Here is an 18827-nt window from a genome sequence, read left to right as displayed (position 1 = left end):
GACGGACGCGAAGGCCCGGACGCCGAGGGGCGTCCGGGCCTTCGCCGAAACCATGGCCTGAGCGGGGGTCCTACAGGCCAGCCGCCGCGCGGAGGGCGTCGACGCGGTCGGTGCGCTCCCAGGTGAAGTCGGGGATCTCACGGCCGAAGTGGCCGTACGCCGCGGTCTGGGCGTAGATCGGGCGCAGCAGGTCGAGGTCGCGGATGATCGCGGCCGGGCGGAGGTCGAAGACCTCGGAGATGGCCTTCTCGATCTTCTCGGCGTCGACCGCGGCGGTGCCGAAGGTCTCCACGAAGAGGCCGACCGGCTCGGCCTTGCCGATGGCGTACGCGACCTGCACCTCGCAGCGCTGGGCGAGGCCGGCGGCAACCACGTTCTTGGCGACCCAGCGCATGGCGTAGGCGGCGGAGCGGTCGACCTTGGAGGGGTCCTTGCCGGAGAAGGCGCCGCCGCCGTGGCGGGACATGCCGCCGTAGGTGTCGATGATGATCTTGCGGCCGGTGAGGCCGGCGTCGCCCATCGGGCCGCCGATCTCAAAGCGCCCGGTCGGGTTGACCAGCAGGCGGTAGCCCTCGGTGTCGAGCTTGATGCCGTCCTCGACCAGCTCGTTCAGCACGTGCTCGACCACGAATTCCCGGATGTCGGGCGCCAGCAGCGAGTCCAGGTCGATGTCGGAGGCGTGCTGCGAGGAGACGACGACGGTGTCCAGGCGGACCGCCTTGTGACCGTCGTACTCGATGGTGACCTGGGTCTTGCCGTCGGGGCGCAGGTAGGGGATGGTCCCGTTCTTGCGGACGTCGGACAGCCGGCGGGAGAGCCGGTGCGCCAGGTTGATCGGCAGCGGCATCAGCTCGGGCGTCTCGTCGCAGGCGTATCCGAACATCAGGCCCTGGTCGCCCGCGCCCTGCTTGTCCAGCTCGTCCTCGTCGCCCTCGACCCGGAGCTCGTAGGCGGAGTCCACACCCTGGGCGATGTCGGGGGACTGTGAGCCGATCGACACCGAGACGCCGCAGGAGGCGCCGTCGAAGCCCTTCTTCGACGAGTCGTAGCCGATGTCGAGGATCTTGTTCCGCACGAGCGTCGCGATCGGGGCGTACGCCTTGGTGGTCACCTCGCCGGCCACGTGCACCAGGCCGGTGGTGATCAACGTCTCGACGGCGACCCGGGAGGTCGGGTCCTCCTTGAGGAGGGCGTCGAGGATGGTGTCGCTGATCTGGTCAGCGATCTTGTCGGGGTGACCCTCGGTCACGGATTCCGAGGTGAACAGGCGGCGGGACACATCGCTCCCTGGGGTTGCAGCGGCTGCTGGCTGATCATGGTCGGACCGCTCGGGAGCTGCGCCCGGTGCGGTTCCTGGGCCAGTTTATCCGGCACGTCCACCGGTCAAGCATCCCCGTCCCACAGAACGGGCAGGCCCGTGACCGGGAACATACCTTGCCTCAAGCCGAAATACAGCCCCACCTCGCCGTGGCAGGAACGTGTCATGAGCCCGATCGGCCGCAGTACGGCCCCCGCCGGGGGGTGTCCGCCGGGCCCCGCATGAGGCCCGCCGGGCCCCGCCCGAGGCCCGGGCCGGGCTCATCCCAGGCGGCGGGCGACCAGGTCCCAGACGGTGTCGGCGAGCGCGCCCTTGGGGCCGTACGGCACGGGCGTCTCGGTGCCGTCGGCGCCGAGCACCACGGCCTCGTTGGTCTCGGCGCCGAAGGTCTTGTGCTCCCCGACCTCGTTCACCACCAGCAGATCGCAGCCCTTGCGGGCGAGCTTGGCTCGGCCGTTGGCGAGCACATCGTCGGTTTCGGCGGCGAAGCCGACCACGATCTGGCCGGGGCGGGCGCGCTCCGCGGAGATCTCCGCGAGGATGTCCGGATTCCGTACGAGGGCGATCGGCTCGGGCTCCTGGCCGTCGCGCTTCTTGATCTTCCCCTCGGCGTAGTGCGCGGGCCGGAAGTCGGCGACGGCGGCGGCCATCACCACGGCGTCGGCGTCCGCGGCGGCCTTGAGCACGGCCTCCCGCAGCTGTGCGGCGGTGCCCGCACGCACCACATCGGCACCGGCCGGGTCGGGCAGCTCGCTGTTGGCCGAGACAAGAGTCACGCGCGCGCCCCGGGCGACGGCGGCACGGGCCAGGGCGTACCCCTGCCGGCCGGTGGAGCGGTTACCGAGGAAGCGCACCGGGTCCAGCGGCTCGCGGGTGCCCCCGGCGCTCACCACGACATGGCGGCCGGCCAGATCGGTGGTGTGCGCCTCGGCGCCGCGGGCCAGCACCCGGCGGCAGACCTCGAAGATCTCCCCGGGGTCCGGCAGCCGCCCCTTGCCGGTGTCCACACCGGTGAGCCGCCCCACGGCGGGTTCGATGACGATCGCACCGCGGCGGCGCAGCGTCGCCACGTTCTCCTGGGTGGCGGGGTGCTCCCACATCTCGGTGTGCATCGCGGGCGCGAAGACGACCGGGCAGCGAGCGGTGAGCAGCGTATTGGTGAGCAGATCGTCCGCGAGGCCATGGGCGGCCTTGGCGAGCAGATCGGTGGTGGCGGGGGCGATCACGACCAGATCGGCGGACTGGCCGATGCGGACGTGCGGCACCTCGTGGACGGAGTCCCACACCTCGGTCGCCGCCGGATGTCCGGACAGCGCCGACCAGGTCGCCTCGCCGACGAAGTGCAGCGCCGAGGCGGTCGGCACGACGCGTACGTCATGGCCGGACTCGGTGAGGCGGCGCAGCAGCTCGCACGCCTTGTAGGCGGCGATCCCGCCACTGACGCCCAGGACCACTTTGGGCTTGTCCATCGCTCGGCTCCCCACCGGGTACGTCGTCTGTCGTACGTCCAGTCACGGTACGCCGGGTCACATCACGTACCCATGACACACCACGAGCCCGGCAGTCACTGCCGGGCCGTGGGTGAAGCGATCGAAACCTACTGGGCCGGGCCCTCGATGGCCTCGGAGGTCAGCAGGCCCGCGTTGATCTCGCGGAGCGCGATCGAGAGGGGCTTCTCGTGGACGTGGGTGTCCACGAGGGGACCGACGTACTCGAGCAGGCCCTCACCAAGCTGGGAGTAGTACGCGTTGATCTGCCGCGCGCGCTTGGCCGCGTAGATCACCAGGCTGTACTTGGAGTCGGTGGCCTCGAGCAGCTCATCAATCGGAGGGTTGATGATCCCCTCGGGCGCGGTCATGGGAGAGGACACTCTCTAGCCTTCCTTATTACGCCTCATGGCAAGAGTGAATCGAAGATCAAGCCACTCGCATCAAGGCTAGCAGCTCATTCGCCACGTCCTCGACGGAGGTATTGACCAAGGTCGTATCGAACTCGGACTCGGCCGCCAACTCGGTCCGAGCGGCCTCCAGACGCCGCTCGATGACCTCGGGCGCCTCGGTGCCCCGGCCGGTGAGCCGGCGCACCAGCTCCTCCCAGCTCGGCGGTGCGAGGAAGACCAGCTGCGCCTCCGGCATGGACTCGCGGATCTGCCGTGCGCCCTGCAGATCGATCTCCAGCAGCACCGGCTCGCCCGCGCCGAGCCGGTCCATGACCGCCTCGCGCGGGGTGCCGTAGCGGTTGCCCGCGAATTCGGCCCACTCCAGCAGCTCACCATTGGCTATGAGCTTGTCGAACTCCCCGTCGTCCACGAAGAAATAGTGGACGCCGTCCCGCTCGCCGGGGCGCGGTCGGCGGGTCGTGGCGGAGACCGAGAGCCAGACCTCGGGGTGTTCTTTGCGCATATGGGCGACGACCGTGCTCTTACCGACCCCTGAGGGGCCGGAGAGCACGGTCAGTCGCGGTCGTGCGGAGTGTGCTGCCATGGAGCGATTATCCAGGTTCCCGGGAGCGCCTGGAAACGCCGGGCCTCGTCAGCCGGCGGCGCCGCCGAACTCACGCTCGAGTGACGCGATCTGGTTGGAGCCCAGACCCCGCACACGACGGCTCTCGGAGATGCCGAGCCGCTCCATGATCTGCTTGGCGCGGACCTTGCCGACGCCGGGCAGGGACTCGAGGAGAGCGGACACCTTCATCTTGCCGATGACGTCGTTCTCCTGGCCCTGCTTGATGACCTCGTGCAAGGACGCGCCGGAGTGCTTGAGTCGATTCTTGACCTCGGCGCGCTCCCGGCGAGCCGCGGCGGCCTTTTCGAGCGCGGCTGCGCGCTGTTCAGGGGTAAGGGGCGGAAGAGCCACGCCTACGTCACCTCGGATGTCGAACTGTCGGATATGGACCGGTGAGGAACCTAGTCGCCCCTCACCTGGGGAGCAACGCGCAACGCAGCAGCGCGTTCGCTCTCGTCGGAGACTAGCGGCCGATCCCGCTCCAGTCAGCGAGAACAGACGAAAAGTCCTGGTCAGACTCGCTCGACTCGGACATTTGCGGACAAAATAGCCGGGTTATTCGGCCACAGCACGCACTTCCTCAGCCATTCGGGAGGCCGCCGCGACCAGCGACGCGGCGTCCGGACCGTGCCGGAGCACCCCCCGGCTGACGCTCGGAACGACATTTTTGATCGCCGGGCCGAAGACCGCCGGAAGATCGGCGGGGGTCGCGCCCTGGGCGCCGATGCCGGGGGCCAGCAGCGGCCCGTCGATCGTCAGATCGACGCACGCCTCCTCGGGCGCCCGGCCCAGCGTCGCGCCGACGACCGCCCCGTACGAACCGAGGCGGCCCTCGGCGGCCTCGGCCGCGTTCTCGGCCTTGAGCGCCCTCATCACGGTGGCCGCGACGGTCGAACCGTCGGGCCGTACCGCGTGCTGCACCTCGGTGCCCTCCGGGTTGGAGGTCAGCGCCAGCACGAAGACGCCCGCCCCCGCCGCCCGCGCCGCGTCCAGCGCCGGGCGCAGCGAGCCGAAGCCGAGGTAGGGGCTGACGGTGACCGCGTCCGAGAACAGCGGGCCGGCCGGATCCAGATAGGCGGAGGCGTAAGCGGCCATGGTCGATCCGATGTCGCCGCGCTTGGCGTCCATCAGCACCAGCGCCCCGGCGGCCCGGGCGTCGGCGACGGCCCGCTCCAGCACCGCGATGCCGCGGGAGCCGAACCGCTCGAAGAAGGCCGACTGCGGCTTGAGGACGGCGACCCGCTCGGCGAGGGCGTCCACGACGGTCCTCGTGAACCGCTCGAGCCCCGCGACGTCGTCCCCCAGGCCCCAGTCGGCGAGCAGGGAGGCGTGCGGGTCGATGCCGACGCACAGCGGGCCACGCGCGTCCATGGCGGCACGCAGGCGCGTACCGAAGGGGGTCGTCATGCGTTCTCCTTACGGGCCTTCGCGCCGACGGCCTCGGCGAGGGTGGCGTACGGGCTCGCGGCCAGGCGGTCCGCGAGGCCGCGGTGGATCTCACGGCACCAGAACGGGCCCCGGTAGATGAAGGCGCTGTAGCCCTGCACCAGCGTGGCACCGGCCAGAATCCGCTCCCAGGCGTCCTCCGCGGTCTCGATCCCGCCGACCCCTACCAGGGTCAGCCGGTCCCCCACACGGGCGTACAGGCGGCTCAGCACCTCCAGGGAGCGTGCCTTCAGGGGGGCGCCGGACAGGCCGCCGGTCTCGGCGGTGAGCCGCGAGCCGGACGTGAGGCCGAGGCCGTCGCGCGCGATCGTCGTGTTCGTGGCGATGATGCCGTCCAGGCCGAGCTCGACCGCCAGATCGGCGACCGCGTCCACGTCCTCGTCGGCGAGATCCGGCGCGATTTTGACCAGAAGTGGCACCCGGCGATCGGTGACCGTGCGGTCCGCGGCCTCGCGGACCGCGGTCAGCAGCGGCCGCAGATGGTCCACGGCCTGGAGATTCCGCAGTCCGGGGGTATTGGGCGAGGAGACGTTGACGACGAGGTAGTCGGCATGGGCGGCGAGCCGCTCGGTGGAGGTCACATAGTCGGCGACGGCTTCCGCCTCCGGGACGACCTTGGTCTTGCCGATGTTGACGCCGACCGTCGTGGCGAAGGCCGGGCGCCGGGCCGCGAGGCGGGCCGCGACCGCCGCCGAGCCCTCGTTGTTGAAGCCCATCCGGTTGATCAGGGCGCGGTCGGCGACCAACCGGAAGAGCCGCCGCTTGGGGTTGCCGGGCTGCGGCTGGGCGGTGACCGTGCCGATCTCGACATGGTCGAAGCCCAGCATGGCCATACCGTCGATTCCGGCGGCGTTCTTGTCGAATCCGGCGGCGAGCCCGAAGGGCCCGTGCATCCGCAGGCCCAGCGCCTCGGTGCGCAGCGCCAGGTGGCGAGGGGCGAGGACGGCGGCGGCGAACGTCCGCAGGACGGGGACGCGGGCGGCCAGACGGATCCAGGAGAAGGCCAGGTGATGGGCCTTCTCCGGGTCCATGCGCCGAAAGATCAGGTTGAACAGGAGCGCGTACATGGAGGGCTTTCTGCGCGGGAGCGAAGGGGTGGGCTCATGAAGAGCTCAAGGGCTCAAGAGAAGGGTGGGCTCATGAAGAGGGGGACACCATCCGGTGTCCCCCTCCCTCGCCTCACTCCTCGCGGGCGGCGGTCAGATGTTCCGCGTGTTCCTGGAGCGATCGGACGCCGACCGCGCCCCGGCCCAGCGCCTCGATGCCCTGGACGGCGGCGGCGAGCGCCTGGACGGTGGTCAGGCAGGGCACCCCGCGGGCGACGGACGCCGTACGGATGTCATAGCCGTCCAGCCGCCCGCCGGTGCCGTACGGGGTGTTGACGATCAGGTCGACCTCGCCCTCGTGGATGAGCTGGACGATGGTCTTCTCGCCGTTCGGGCCCTCGCCCTCGCTGTGCTTGCGCACCACGGTCGCGCTGATCCCGTTGCGCTTGAGCACCTCCGCCGTGCCCGAGGTGGCCAGCAGCTCGAAGCCGAGGCCGACCAGCTCCCGGGCCGGGAAGATCATCGAACGCTTGTCGCGGTTGGCGACGGAGACGAACGCGCGCCCCTTGGTCGGCAGCGCGCCGTACGCCCCGGCCTGCGACTTGGCGTAGGCCGCGCCGAAAACCGAGTCGATGCCCATGACCTCACCGGTCGAGCGCATCTCCGGGCCGAGGATGGTGTCCACCCCGCGCCCGGAGGCGTCCCGGAACCGCGACCACGGCATCACGGCCTCCTTGACGGAGATCGGCGCGTCCAGCGGCAGCGTGCCGCCGTCGCCGCTGGAGGGCAGCAGCCCCTCGGTGCGCAGCTCGGCGACGGTGGCGCCCAGCGAGATCCGGGCGGCGGCCTTGGCCAGCGGTACGGCGGTGGCCTTGGAGGTGAAGGGGACGGTACGGGAGGCGCGCGGGTTGGCCTCCAGCACGTACAGGATGTCCCCGGCCAGCGCGAACTGGATGTTGATCAGCCCGCGGACGCCCACCCCGCGCGCGATGGCCTCGGTCGAGGCGCGCAGCCGCTTGATGTCGAAGCCGCCGAGGGTGATCGGAGGCAGGGCGCAGGCCGAGTCGCCGGAGTGGATCCCGGCCTCCTCGATGTGCTCCATGACGCCGCCGAGGTAGAGCTCCTCGCCGTCGTAGAGCGCGTCCACGTCGATCTCTATGGCGTCGTCGAGGAAGCGGTCGATGAGCACCGGGTGCTCGGAGATCAGCCCGGCGTGCCGCTCCAGGTAGGCGGCGAGCGAGGGCTCGTCGTAGACGATCTCCATGCCGCGGCCGCCGAGGACGTAGGAGGGGCGGACCATGACCGGGTAGCCGATCTCGGCGGCGATGCCCTTGGCCTGCGCGAAGGAGAAGGCGGTGCCGTACTTGGGCGCGGGCAGCCCGGCCTCGGTGAGCACCCGGCCGAAGGCCCCGCGCTCCTCGGCGAGGTTGATCGCCTCGGGCGAGGTGCCGACGATCGGCACGCCGTTGTCCTTGAGCGCCTGGGCGAGGCCCAGCGGGGTCTGGCCGCCGAGCTGGACGATCACACCGGCGACCGGGCCCGCCTGCTGCTCGGCGTGGACGATCTCCAGCACGTCCTCCAGGGTGAGCGGCTCGAAGTAGAGCCGGTCGGAGGTGTCGTAGTCGGTGGAGACGGTCTCCGGGTTGCAGTTGACCATGACGGTCTCATAGCCCGCGTCATGCAGCGCGAAGGAGGCGTGGACGCAGGAGTAGTCGAACTCGATGCCCTGGCCGATGCGGTTGGGGCCCGAGCCGAGGATGATCACCGCGGGGGTCTCGCGCGGGGCGACCTCGGACTCCTCGTCGTAGGAGGAGTAGAAGTACGGGGTCCTGGCGGCGAACTCGGCGGCGCAGGTGTCGACCGTCTTGTAGACGGGCCGGATGCCCAGCGCGTGCCGCACCTCGCGGACCACGTCCTCGCGCAGCGAGCGGATTCCCGCGATCTGGGCGTCGGAGAAGCCGTGCCGCTTGGCCTCGGCGAGCAGCTCGGGGCCGAGCTTGTCGGCGGCGGCGACCTCGTCCGCGATCTCGTTGATCAGGAAGAGCTGGTCCACGAACCACGGGTCGATCCGGGTGGCGTCGAAGACCTCCTGCTGGGTGGCCCCGGCGCGGATCGCCCGCATCACGGTGTTGATCCGCCCGTCGGTCGGGACGGCGGCCTCGGTCAGCAGCTCGGCCTTGCTCCCGGGCTCCCCGGTGAAGTCGAACTGGCTGCCCTTCTTCTCCATCGAGCGCAGCGCCTTCTGCAGCGCCTCGGTGAAGTTGCGGCCGATGGCCATGGCCTCGCCGACCGACTTCATGGTGGTGGTGAGCCGGGCGTCGGCGGCCGGGAACTTCTCGAAGGCGAAGCGCGGCACCTTGACCACGACGTAGTCGAGCGTGGGCTCGAAGGACGCCGGGGTCTGCTCGGTGATGTCGTTGGGGATCTCGTCGAGGGTGTAGCCGACGGCCAGCCGGGCGGCGATCTTGGCGATCGGGAAGCCGGTGGCCTTGGAGGCGAGCGCCGAGGAGCGGGAGACGCGCGGGTTCATCTCGATGACGATGACCCGGCCGTCCTCGGGGTTGACCGCGAACTGGATGTTGCAGCCGCCGGTGTCGACGCCGACCTCGCGGATGACGGCGATGCCGATGTCCCGCAGGATCTGGTACTCGCGGTCGGTGAGCGTCATCGCCGGGGCGACGGTGATCGAGTCACCGGTGTGCACGCCCATGGGGTCGAAGTTCTCGATGGAGCAGACGACCACGACGTTGTCGTTGCGGTCGCGCATCAGCTCCAGCTCGTACTCCTTCCAGCCGAGGATGGACTCCTCCAGGAGCACCTCGGTGGTCGGCGAGAGGGCCAGGCCCTGGCCGGCGATACGGCGCAGCTCGTCCTCGTCGTGGGCGAAGCCGGAGCCCGCGCCGCCCATGGTGAAGGAGGGGCGGACCACGACGGGGTAGCCGCCGAGCCGCTCGACGCCCGCGAGGACGTCGTCCATGGAGTGGCAGATGACCGAGCGGGCGGACTCACCGTGGCCGATCTTGGCGTGGACGGCCTCGACGACCGTCTTGAACTGGTCGCGGTCCTCGCCCTTGTGGATCGCCTCGACATTGGCGCCGATCAGCTCGACCCCGTACTCGTCGAGGGTGCCCGCCTGGTGCAGGGAGATGGCGGTGTTGAGCGCGGTCTGGCCGCCGAGGGTGGGCAGCAGCGCGTCGGGGCGCTCCTTGGCAATGATCTTCTCGACGTACTCCGGGGTGATCGGCTCGACATAGGTGGCGTCGGCGATCTCCGGGTCGGTCATGATCGTGGCCGGGTTGGAGTTGACCAGGATGACCCGCAGGCCCTCGGACTTCAGCACCCGGCAGGCCTGGGTGCCGGAGTAGTCGAACTCGGCGGCCTGGCCGATGACGATCGGGCCGGAGCCGATGACCAGGACGGACTGGATGTCGGTGCGCTTAGGCACGCTGGCCCTCCATCAGGGACACGAAGCGGTCGAAAAGGTACGCGGCGTCATGCGGACCTGCGGCGGCTTCGGGGTGGTACTGGACGCTGAACGCGGGGCGGTCGAGCAGCCGAAGCCCCTCGACCACGTTGTCGTTGAGGCAGACATGGGAGACCTCGGCGCGGCCGAAGGGGGTGTCGGACGGCGCGTCGAGCGGGGCGTCCACGGCGAAGCCGTGGTTGTGGGCGGTGACCTCCACCTTGCCGGTGGTGCGGTCCTGCACCGGCTGGTTGATCCCGCGGTGCCCGTACTTCAGCTTGAAGGTGCCGAAGCCGAGCGCGCGGCCGAGGATCTGGTTGCCGAAGCAGATGCCGAACAGCGGCGTGGAGCGCTCCAGCACGGCCCGCATCAGGGAAACCGGGTGGTCGGCGGTGGCCGGGTCGCCCGGGCCGTTGGAGAAGAAGACCCCGTCCGGGCCCACCGCATAGATGTCCTCGGCGGTGGCGGTCGCGGGCAGGACGTGCACCTCGATGCCGCGTTCGGCCATCCGGTGCGGGGTCATGCCCTTGATGCCGAGGTCGATCGCGGCGACGGTGAACCGCTTGGTGCCGATCGCCGGGACGACGTAGGTCTCGGCGGTGGCGACCTCGCCGCTGAGGTCGGCGCCCTTCATCTGCGGGGCGGCCTGCACCTTGGCGAGCAGTGTGGCCTCGTCGGCGACAGCCGCGCCGGAGAAGATGCCCACGCGCATGGCGCCGCGCTCGCGCAGATGGCGGGTGAGGGCGCGGGTGTCGATCCCGCTGATGCCGACGACGCCCTGGGCGGTGAGCTCCTCGTCGAGCGAGCGGCGGGAGCGCCAGTTGGAGGGCGTACGGGCCGGGTCGCGCACCACATAGCCGGAGACCCAGATGCGCCGGGACTCCGGGTCCTCGTCGTTGACGCCGGTGTTCCCGATGTGCGGGGCGGTCATCACGACGACCTGGCGGTGGTAGGAGGGGTCGGTCAGGGTCTCCTGGTAGCCGGTCATTCCGGTGGAGAACACGGCCTCGCCGAAGGTCTCCCCCACGGCCCCGTAGGCCCGGCCGCGGAAGGTGCGGCCGTCCTCCAGGACGAGTACGGCAGGGGCGCTGGCGCCCCGGGTGGAGGTCGTCATCGTTCGGCGCCTTCCGTCTGGTTGCTGGGGTTGTTCTGGTCGCTGTCAAAGGTGGTGAGGGCGTCGACCCAGGCCGGGTGCTCGGCCGCGTGGTCGGAGCGGAAGCCCGAGTCGATCAGCTTCTCGCCCAGCTGCCAGGTGATCACCAGCAGCCCGCCCTCGGCGAGGACCTTGCCGGCGATGCCCTTGTCGAGCCGGGCGCCGCGCAGCTGGGCGGCGGGGATGAAGAAGTCCTGGGCGCCCGGCCGTACGACGCTCACGCCCTGGTCGGTGAGGGTGAGCTCGACCCGGCTGCGGGTGCCGAGGCCGTGGGCGACGATCCGGTCCAGCCACTGCCCGGCGGTGGTGGAGCCGTGATAGCGGCCGCTCATCGTAAACCGCGGGTCACCGGGCTCGGACGGGGCCTGGGGCAGCTCGGGGAGGTCGCCCTGCAGGGTGCCGCGCCACTTCCAGCCCTCGCGCATCAGCCAGTAGACCAGCGCGATGACCAGCAGCAGCCCGACGACCCAGCCGATCCGGGCGGCCCAGTCCGTCACGTCCTGCGATTTCTGCTCGGCCGCGAGGCCCGCGAATCCCGCGAATCCCGCCACCGGATGGTTCACAGATGTCACGCCAGCTTCCCGTCCACAACCGTCGCCCGGCCCCGCAGGAAGGTGTGCGTCACGCGGCCCGGCAGTTCGCGGCCCTCGTAGGGGGTGTTGCGGCTGCGGGAGGCGAAGCCCGCGGGGTTCACCACACCACGGTAAGCGGAGTCGAGCAGGGTGAGGTTGGCGGGCTCCCCGGCGGCGATGGGACGGCCGTGGCCGGTGAGGCGGCCGATCGCCGAGGGCCGCACCGACATCCGGTCGGCGATGCCCGTCCAGTCCAGCAGCCCGGTGTCGACCATGGTGTGCTGGACCACGGACAGCGCCGTCTCCAGACCCACCATGCCCATGGCCGCGGCGCCCCACTCGCAGTCCTTGTCCTCATGCGGATGCGGGGCGTGGTCGGTGGCCACGCAGTCGATGGTGCCGTCGGCGAGCGCCTCGCGCAGCGCCAGCACATCGGCCTCGGTGCGCAGCGGCGGGTTCACCTTGTAGACGGGGTCGTAGGAGCGTACGAGCTCGTCGGTCAGCAGCAGATGGTGCGGGGTGACCTCGGCGGTGACGTTCCAGCCCTTGGACTTGGCCCAGCGGACGATCTCGACCGAGCCCGCGGTGGACAGATGGCAGATGTGCACCCGGGAGCCGACGTGCGCGGCGAGCAGCACATCGCGGGCGATGATCGACTCCTCGGCGACGGCCGGCCAGCCGCCCAGGCCCAGCTCGGCGGAGACGATGCCCTCGTTCATCTGGGCGCCCTCGGTGAGCCGGGGCTCCTGGGCGTGCTGGGCGATGAGGCCGTCGAACGCCTTCACATACTCCAGCGCGCGGCGCATGATCACCGCGTCGTCCACGCATTTGCCGTCGTCGGAGAAGACCCGCACCCCGGCGGCGGAGTCGTGCATCGCGCCCAGCTCGGCGAGCTTCTTGCCCTCCAGGCCCACGGTCACCGCGCCCACGGGCTGGACGTCGCAGTAGCCGGACTCCCTGCCCAGCCGCCACACCTGCTCCACGACGCCCGCGGTGTCCGCGACCGGGAAGGTGTTGGCCATGGCGTGGACCGCGGTGAAGCCACCGACCGCGGCGGCCCGGGTGCCGGTGAGGACCGTCTCGGAGTCCTCACGGCCGGGCTCGCGCAGATGGGTGTGGAGGTCGACCAGGCCCGGCAGCAGGATCTGCCCGGCGACGTCGATCACGGTGGCGCCGTCGGCGTCCAGGCCGGTGCCGACCGCGGCGATGCGCTCCCCCTCGATCAGCACGTCCCGCGGCTCACCGCCGAGCACCTTCGCCCCGCGAAGCAGCGTCTTGTGGGTGTCGCTCATGGTTACTTGCTCTCCTCGGTGCGGGCGGTGGCGACGGCGGACTCGTTCCCGCCGAGCAGCAGATACAGGACGGCCATGCGGATCGAGACACCGTTGGCGACCTGCTCGACGGCGGTGCAGCGGTCGGAGTCCGCGACCTCCGCGGTGATCTCCATACCGCGGTTCATGGGGCCGGGGTGCATCACGATGGCGTGCTCCGGCATCCGCGCCATGCGGTCGCCGTCCAGGCCGTAGCGGCGGGCGTACTCCCGCTCGGTGGGGAAGAACGCGGCGTTCATCCGCTCGCGCTGGACGCGCAGCATCATCACGGCGTCGGTCTTGCCGACCACCGCGTCCAGGTCGTAGGAGACCTCGCAGGGCCAGCTCTCCACGCCGAAGGGGACCAGCGTCGGCGGGGCGACGAGCGTGACCTCGGCGCCCAGGGTGGCCAGCAGATGGACGTTGGAGCGGGCCACCCGGCTGTGCAGGATGTCGCCGACGATCGTGACCCGGCGCCCGGCCAGGTCCTGTCCGACGCCGGAGGCGTCCGGGATCAGATGGCGGCGCATGGTGAAGGCGTCGAGCAGCGCCTGGGTGGGGTGCTCATGGGTGCCGTCGCCCGCGTTCACCACGGCGCCGTTGATCCAGCCGGAGGTGGCGAGCCGGTGCGGGGCGCCGGAGGCGTGGTGGCGGATCACTACGGCGTCGGCGCCCATCGCCTCCAGGGTGAGCGCGGTGTCCTTCAGGGACTCGCCCTTGGAGACCGAGGAGCCCTTGGCGGAGAAGTTGATGACGTCGGCGGACAGCCGCTTGGCGGCCGCCTCGAAGGAGATGCGGGTGCGGGTGGAGTCCTCGAAGAAGAGGTTGACGACGGTACGGCCGCGCAGGGTCGGCAGTTTCTTGATCGGCCGGTCGGCGAGCCGGGCCAGTTCCTCGGCGGTGTCGAGGATCAGGACGGCGTCGTCGCGCGAGAGGTCGGCGGCCGAGATGAGGTGGCGCTTCATCCGGTTGCTCCGTGGGTGAAGGAGGTGTGCGGGCGTGCGGGCGGGCAGGCGCGGGGACCGGTGTCCTGGCGGCACCGGTGGTCCGTCGGGCGGGTCCCCCGGGGTCGCCGGGGCGGCGCTCGCCGTCGGTGAGGGGCGCTACTTCCCGTCCGCGGGGGTGGTCTCGCGCAACCCGAGGAGCACGCTGTCGCGGCCGTCCTCCTCGGTGAGCTGGACCTTGACCGTCTCCCGCAGCGACGTGGGGAGGTTTTTACCGACATAGTCGGCGCGGATCGGCAGTTCACGGTGACCACGGTCGACGAGGACCGCGAGCTGGACCGCGCGCGGCCGCCCGATGTCACCGAGGGCGTCGAGCGCGGCGCGGATGGTGCGGCCGGAGAAGAGCACATCGTCGACGAGGACCACCAGACGGCCGTCGATGCCGTCGTCGGGGATCTCGGTGCGGGCGAGTGCGCGGGCCGGGCGCAGCCTCAGGTCGTCGCGGTACATCGTGATGTCGAGCGAGCCGACCGGGATCCGGCCGGGCTTGCCGGTGATCTCTTCGAGCCGGGCGGCCAGCCGCCGGGCGAGAAAGACACCACGGGTGGGAATGCCGAGCAGCACCACGTCATCGGCGCCTTTGGCGCGTTCGACGATCTCGTGGGCGATGCGGGTGAGAACGCGCGCGATATCCGGTGCTTCCAGCACGGAGCGCGCGGCGTCCGAGGTACGGGCGTCCATACGAAACGGACCTCCTTCTCCGCCTCACGGGACGGACCTTAAAGGACGGTCGGATTTGCGCCATTCACACTAGCAGGGGTCCGGGGCACTCCCACCATCACCCCTGGCCGGAGCCCCTCCGCTCCGTTCGGCTTGACGAATGGAAATTACGCTGCGTAACCTCACAGTGAGTGACCAGCCGCGCGGCACAGCCGCACGTCGATACAGCGTCCGGGGAGCTTTATGTCCAGCGAATACGCCAAACAGCTCGGGGCCAAGCTCCGCGCCATCCGCACCCAGCAGGGCCTCTCCCTCCACGGTGTCGAGGAGAAGTCCCAGGGCCGCTGGAAGGCCGTGGTGGTGGGATCGTACGAGCGCGGCGACCGCGCCGTGACCGTGCAGCGTCTCGCCGAGCTGGCCGACTTCTACGGCGTCCCGGTGCAGGAGCTGCTTCCGGGCACAAGCCCGGCCGGGGCCGCCGAGCCGCCGCCGAAGCTGGTACTGGACCTTGAGCGACTGGCCCATGTGCCGGTCGAGAAGGCAGGCCCGCTGCAGCGGTATGCCGCGACGATCCAGAGCCAGCGTGGCGATTACAACGGCAAGGTGCTCTCGATCCGCCAGGACGACCTGCGCACCCTCGCCGTTATCTACGACCAGTCGCCGTCCGTGCTGACCGAACAGCTGATCAGCTGGGGCGTGCTGGGCGCCGACGCCCGCCGCGCGGTCCAGCACGAAGACGTCTGAGTCTCCGTCCCCTTTTCCCTCTTCACCAGCAGAAACGTGCCGCCGGGGGCGGTGGAGCCCTTCTGGGTCCTCCACCGCCCCCGGCGGCTTTGTCGTATGACGCGCCTGTGCGGCGTCTGACGCGCCTGTGTGGCGTCCGTCGTGTGGCCCGGCGGTCCGGCTCGTAGTCCGGCGTGACGGCCCCGTCGCGGTTATGCCCGGTGCTCCGGGTGCTCCTGATCGCGACGCAGACTCGGCTTCAGCTCCTTGATACGGCCCAGCAGACCGTTGACAAAGGCCGGCGAGTCGTCGGTGGAGAACTCCTTGGCGAGCTGCACCGCCTCGTCGATCACCACCGCGTCCGGGGTCTCGTCCTCCCACACCAGCTCATACGCGCCCAGCCGCAGGATATTCCGGTCGACGACCGGCATCCGGTCCAGCGTCCAGCCCACCGCATAGGTGGCGATCAGCTCGTCGATCCGGTCGATGTGCTGCGCATATCCCTCGACGAGCTGCATCGTGTATTCGCTGACCGGCGGCTGCCGGTCGTCGGTCCGGGCGAGCCGGATCCAGTCCGCGAGCACGATCTGCACGGTGGTGCCGCGCTGATCGGCCTCGAAAAGGATCTGAAAGGCACGCTTACGGGCCTTGTTGCGGGCAGCCACGGTTAGTTGTTCACCCGACCGAGGTACTCGCCGGAGCGGGTGTCGACCTTGATCTTCTCACCGGTGGTGATGAACAGCGGCACGCCGATCTCGTAGCCGGTCTCCAGCTTGGCGGGCTTGGTGCCACCGGTGGAGCGGTCGCCCTGGACGCCCGGCTCGGTGTACTCGATCACCAGCTCGACGGCGGCGGGGAGCTCGACGTACAGCGGGTTGCCCTCGTACATCGCCACGACGGCCTCGAAGCCCTCCAGCAGATAGCGGGCGTTGTCGCCCACGACCTCGGGGGTGATGTAGATCTGGTCGAAAGTGTCCATGTCCATGAACACAAAGCTCTCGCCGTCCTTGTACGAGAACTGCATGCCGCGCTTGTCGACATTGGCCGTCTCGACCTTCACGCCGGCGTTGAAGGTCTTGTCGACCACCTTGCCGGACAGCACGTTCTTGAGCTTGGTGCGCACGAAGGCAGGGCCCTTGCCGGGCTTGACGTGCTGGAACTCGACGACGGACCACAGCTGGCCGCCTTCGAGCTTGAGCACCAAGCCGTTCTTGAGGTCGTTCGTGGATGCCACGGTTGCGGGATCTCCTGGACTACAGCTGGCGGAGACCAGAAAGCCGTCGGTACGCCCTGTTCTTCAGAGCGCGAGCAGCTCTTTGGTCGTGATGGTGAGTAGCTCGGGTCCGCCGTCCGCCTCTGGGCGGACGACGAGCGTGTCATCGATCCGGACACCGCCCCGTCCCGGGAGGTGGACCCCCGGCTCGACGGTGACCGGCACACAAGCGTCCAGTTTACCCATGGCCGACGGTGTGAGCCGAGGGTCCTCGTCGATTTCCAGGCCCACACCGTGTCCGGTGCACGGTTCGAGGGCGTCTCCGTAGCCCGCCGCGGTCAGCACCTGGCGGGTCACCCGGTCCACATCGCAGTAGGCCCGGCCCGGCAACAGCGCCTCCCGACCGGCCCGCTGGGCGGCGAAGACGGCGTCGTACAGCTCGACCTGCCAGTCCGCGGGCGAGGGTCCGATGACGAAGGTACGGCCCACCTGGCACCGGTAGCCGCGGTAGTCGGCGCCCAGGCAGATGGTGAGGAAGTCGCCCTCCTCGACCCGCCGGTCGGTGGGCAGATGGCCGGGCCGCCCCGCGTTGGGCCCGGCCGCGACGACGGTGGGGAAGGCCGGGCCGTCCGCGCCGTGGTCCACCAGCCGGCGCTCCAGCTCCAGCGCCAGATGACGCTCGGTGCGGCCCACCAGGATCGACTCCAGCAGCTCGCCGAGCGCCTGGTCGGCCAGCTCCCCGGCGATCCGCATACAGGAGATCTCCTCGTCGTCCTTGACGAGCCGCAACTGCTCTACGGCGCGGTCCAGATCGGCCAGGCGGAGCCGGGGGGCGGCGGCGCCGAGCGCCCGATGGCGGGCGACGGTCAGATCGTGCTCCTCGACGGCCAGCGAATCGGCGCCGTCCGCCGCGGCCAGATCGGCGGCCGCCACCGCCGGATCGCCGTCCGCGCCGGGCATGACGAGCAGCCGCGGCTCCTCCGAACGCGTCGGGCCCGAGGAGAGGTGTGGGGAGAGCGGTGGGGCGGACGGCACCTCGGTGGCCACCAGCACATCCTGGACGGGCCCGAGCAGCAGTACCGCCCCGGGCGGCACGGCGCCGCACAGGTAGCGCACATTGGCGGGCCGGGACACCAGCGCCGCCGCGCTCCCGGCCGCGGTGCACTGATCGTGCAAACGGGCACGTCGGGCCGCGTACACCTCGGACATGTCCCCGAGCGTACGCACGCTCGGGGAGGACGGCCGGTCGAACGGGTCCGGATGGGGGCGTGCTACCAGCTGGGCGGGCTCGCGATGGAGCGGGTGACCACCTCGTCGAGCATGCGAGCCGTGGTCTCCACGTCATACGTGGAGTTGTCGATGATCGGCAGGCCGGAGCCGTACCACCCGGCCATCCGGCCGTGGATCCGCGCCACCTCCTCGTCGCTGAGGCGGCGGTTGCCGGTGCGGGCCGCGTTCCGCTCCAGGACGATCTCCAGGCCCGGAAGGACCACCACCGGCAGCAGACCTGGGCCCACATGGCGCTTCCAGCCGCCGAGGCCGACGACCGGGCGGTCGGGGAAGACGGCGTCGTCGAGGATGCAGGAGATCCCGTTGGCCAGGAAGTTACGGGCGGCGAAGCCGCAGGTGCGGCGGGCGAGACGATACTGCGCCTCGGAGTTCTCGTTCCACCCCGACTGGGGGTTGGCGAAACCGGACCGGACCCACTCCCGCACATCGTCCAGGCTGATGTGCGCGGTCGGCACCCGGCGGCGGTCGGCCCAGTGGCGCGCGACCGTCGTCTTGCCCGCCCCGGCCGGTCCGATCAGCAGTACCGCCACCGCCGCCTGCGAGACATCGGCGACCGACGGGTCGGCCGGGGGGTGTGGCAGCGGCACCGGACCGCCGGGCGGCAGCTGGATATGGCCGGTGGTGTTCACCGTCTCCAGCGGGGCCCCGGGGGGCGCGGGCGGGGCCGGCGGAGGCGATACCGGATGTTGCGCGGGCGGGGCGGGGTGCCCGGGCACCGGAGGCGCGGGCGGGGCGGGGGGATTGGGGTGAGGTCCCGGGTGATGGTTCGCACTCGCGCCCTGGGCCCAGCCCGCACCCTGCGGACCGGGCACCGGCCCCGGCTGGTGGGGCGGTGGCAGCGGAGCTCCCACTGCATGCTGCATCCGGTGGCACTCCGTCTCGTACAGGCAGTTCTCATCCGACAACTGTCACGTGTGATACGGCGGTGAGGCCGCTCCTACCGAACGGTACCTGCCCAGAGCGCCGCTGTGTGAACGCCCCGCAAACCCGTTGTGTGCCCGCCACCCCTTGCCGGCCAGGCAATTCGTCCGGCAAGGGCCGCAACTGCGAGGGGCTGGGGAGCTGTTCGAAGCCCGCGGCGGTGCCGCGGGCTTCGAAGGCGATGACAGAGTTGTGACGCGACGA

At 70.6% G+C, this 18827-nt stretch carries 18 protein-coding genes; 1 reads left to right on the top strand and 17 read right to left on the bottom strand.

Annotated features, from left to right (window positions below; all coding sequences use genetic code 11):
• Positions 1 to 70: 70 nt before the first annotated feature.
• The 13 genes from metK to pyrR all read right to left on the bottom strand — a co-directional run bounded on the left by metK (position 71) and on the right by pyrR (position 14497).
• Positions 71 to 1279: a methionine adenosyltransferase gene (gene metK, locus ACFYOY_RS07885; protein ID WP_059146770.1), complete on the bottom strand. Its 1209-nt coding sequence runs from the start codon at positions 1277 to 1279 to the stop codon at positions 71 to 73.
• Positions 1280 to 1578: 299 nt separating this feature from the next.
• Positions 1579 to 2787, bottom strand: a complete 1209-nt coding sequence (gene coaBC, locus ACFYOY_RS07880) for a bifunctional phosphopantothenoylcysteine decarboxylase/phosphopantothenate--cysteine ligase CoaBC (protein WP_351897786.1) — start codon at positions 2785 to 2787, stop codon at positions 1579 to 1581.
• A 128-nt stretch (positions 2788 to 2915) separates the two neighbouring features.
• Positions 2916 to 3176: a DNA-directed RNA polymerase subunit omega gene (gene rpoZ / locus ACFYOY_RS07875; protein ID WP_020867048.1), complete on the bottom strand. Its 261-nt coding sequence runs from the start codon at positions 3174 to 3176 to the stop codon at positions 2916 to 2918.
• A 58-nt stretch (positions 3177 to 3234) separates the two neighbouring features.
• Positions 3235 to 3801 (bottom strand): guanylate kinase, encoded by a 567-nt coding sequence (gmk, locus tag ACFYOY_RS07870; RefSeq protein WP_078639846.1) that lies wholly within the window; start codon positions 3799 to 3801, stop codon positions 3235 to 3237.
• A 48-nt stretch (positions 3802 to 3849) separates the two neighbouring features.
• Positions 3850 to 4173, bottom strand: coding sequence for an integration host factor (locus ACFYOY_RS07865; protein ID WP_009713618.1), 324 nt, complete (start codon positions 4171 to 4173; stop codon positions 3850 to 3852).
• Positions 4174 to 4377: 204 nt separating this feature from the next.
• Positions 4378 to 5229 carry an orotidine-5'-phosphate decarboxylase gene (pyrF, locus tag ACFYOY_RS07860; protein ID WP_351897770.1) on the bottom strand — a complete coding sequence of 284 codons (852 nt, stop codon included), beginning with the start codon at positions 5227 to 5229 and terminating at the stop codon, positions 4378 to 4380.
• A complete protein-coding gene (locus ACFYOY_RS07855) occupies positions 5226 to 6335 on the bottom strand; it encodes a quinone-dependent dihydroorotate dehydrogenase (RefSeq protein WP_351897765.1) in 1110 nt (369 codons plus the stop codon). The genes pyrF and ACFYOY_RS07855 overlap by 4 nt, the downstream gene beginning before the upstream one ends.
• Positions 6336 to 6447: 112 nt before the next feature.
• Positions 6448 to 9759 (bottom strand): carbamoyl-phosphate synthase large subunit, encoded by a 3312-nt coding sequence (gene carB, locus ACFYOY_RS07850; protein WP_351897758.1) that lies wholly within the window; start codon positions 9757 to 9759, stop codon positions 6448 to 6450.
• Positions 9752 to 10891, bottom strand: coding sequence for a glutamine-hydrolyzing carbamoyl-phosphate synthase small subunit (gene carA, locus ACFYOY_RS07845; protein WP_351897753.1), 1140 nt, complete (start codon positions 10889 to 10891; stop codon positions 9752 to 9754). The genes carB and carA overlap by 8 nt, the downstream gene beginning before the upstream one ends.
• Positions 10888 to 11502 (bottom strand): hypothetical protein, encoded by a 615-nt coding sequence (locus ACFYOY_RS07840; RefSeq protein WP_388585505.1) that lies wholly within the window; start codon positions 11500 to 11502, stop codon positions 10888 to 10890. The genes carA and ACFYOY_RS07840 overlap by 4 nt, the downstream gene beginning before the upstream one ends.
• Complete coding sequence (locus ACFYOY_RS07835; protein WP_351897740.1) at positions 11499 to 12794, bottom strand: dihydroorotase; 1296 nt, start codon at positions 12792 to 12794, stop codon at positions 11499 to 11501. The genes ACFYOY_RS07840 and ACFYOY_RS07835 overlap by 4 nt, the downstream gene beginning before the upstream one ends.
• Positions 12795 to 12796: 2 nt before the next feature.
• Positions 12797 to 13777, bottom strand: a complete 981-nt coding sequence (locus ACFYOY_RS07830) for an aspartate carbamoyltransferase catalytic subunit (RefSeq protein WP_351897734.1) — start codon at positions 13775 to 13777, stop codon at positions 12797 to 12799.
• A 138-nt stretch (positions 13778 to 13915) separates the two neighbouring features.
• On the bottom strand, positions 13916 to 14497 hold the full coding sequence (gene pyrR, locus ACFYOY_RS07825; protein ID WP_037951650.1) for a bifunctional pyr operon transcriptional regulator/uracil phosphoribosyltransferase PyrR: 582 nt from the start codon (positions 14495 to 14497) through the stop codon (positions 13916 to 13918).
• Positions 14498 to 14719: 222 nt separating this feature from the next.
• Here pyrR and bldD point away from each other — a divergent pair, with 222 nt between their 5' ends.
• Positions 14720 to 15220, top strand: coding sequence for a transcriptional regulator BldD (bldD, locus tag ACFYOY_RS07820; RefSeq protein WP_014056259.1), 501 nt, complete (start codon positions 14720 to 14722; stop codon positions 15218 to 15220).
• Positions 15221 to 15411: 191 nt separating this feature from the next.
• On the opposite strand, the gene nusB is transcribed toward bldD, so the two are convergent.
• From nusB to ACFYOY_RS07800, 4 genes are all read right to left on the bottom strand, one after another.
• Positions 15412 to 15864 carry a transcription antitermination factor NusB gene (gene nusB, locus ACFYOY_RS07815; RefSeq protein ID WP_137968331.1) on the bottom strand — a complete coding sequence of 151 codons (453 nt, stop codon included), beginning with the start codon at positions 15862 to 15864 and terminating at the stop codon, positions 15412 to 15414.
• Positions 15865 to 15866: 2 nt separating this feature from the next.
• Positions 15867 to 16433 (bottom strand): elongation factor P, encoded by a 567-nt coding sequence (efp, locus tag ACFYOY_RS07810; RefSeq protein WP_059146782.1) that lies wholly within the window; start codon positions 16431 to 16433, stop codon positions 15867 to 15869.
• Positions 16434 to 16496: 63 nt separating this feature from the next.
• Positions 16497 to 17621, bottom strand: coding sequence for an aminopeptidase P family protein (locus tag ACFYOY_RS07805; protein WP_351897698.1), 1125 nt, complete (start codon positions 17619 to 17621; stop codon positions 16497 to 16499).
• A gap of 62 nt (positions 17622 to 17683) precedes the next feature.
• The gene (locus tag ACFYOY_RS07800; RefSeq protein WP_351897692.1) at positions 17684 to 18565 is read right to left on the bottom strand and encodes a Pro-rich N-terminal domain-containing protein; all 882 of its coding nucleotides are present in this window, start codon (positions 18563 to 18565) and stop codon (positions 17684 to 17686) included.
• Positions 18566 to 18827: the final 262 nt, after the last annotated feature.

Source organism: Streptomyces sp. NPDC007875 (assembly GCF_042868035.1).
Taxonomy (GTDB): Bacteria; Actinomycetota; Actinomycetes; order Streptomycetales; family Streptomycetaceae; genus Streptomyces; species Streptomyces antimycoticus.
The sequence above is the reverse complement of the archived record's forward strand: the minus strand, read 5'-3'. Positions and strand labels throughout refer to the sequence as shown.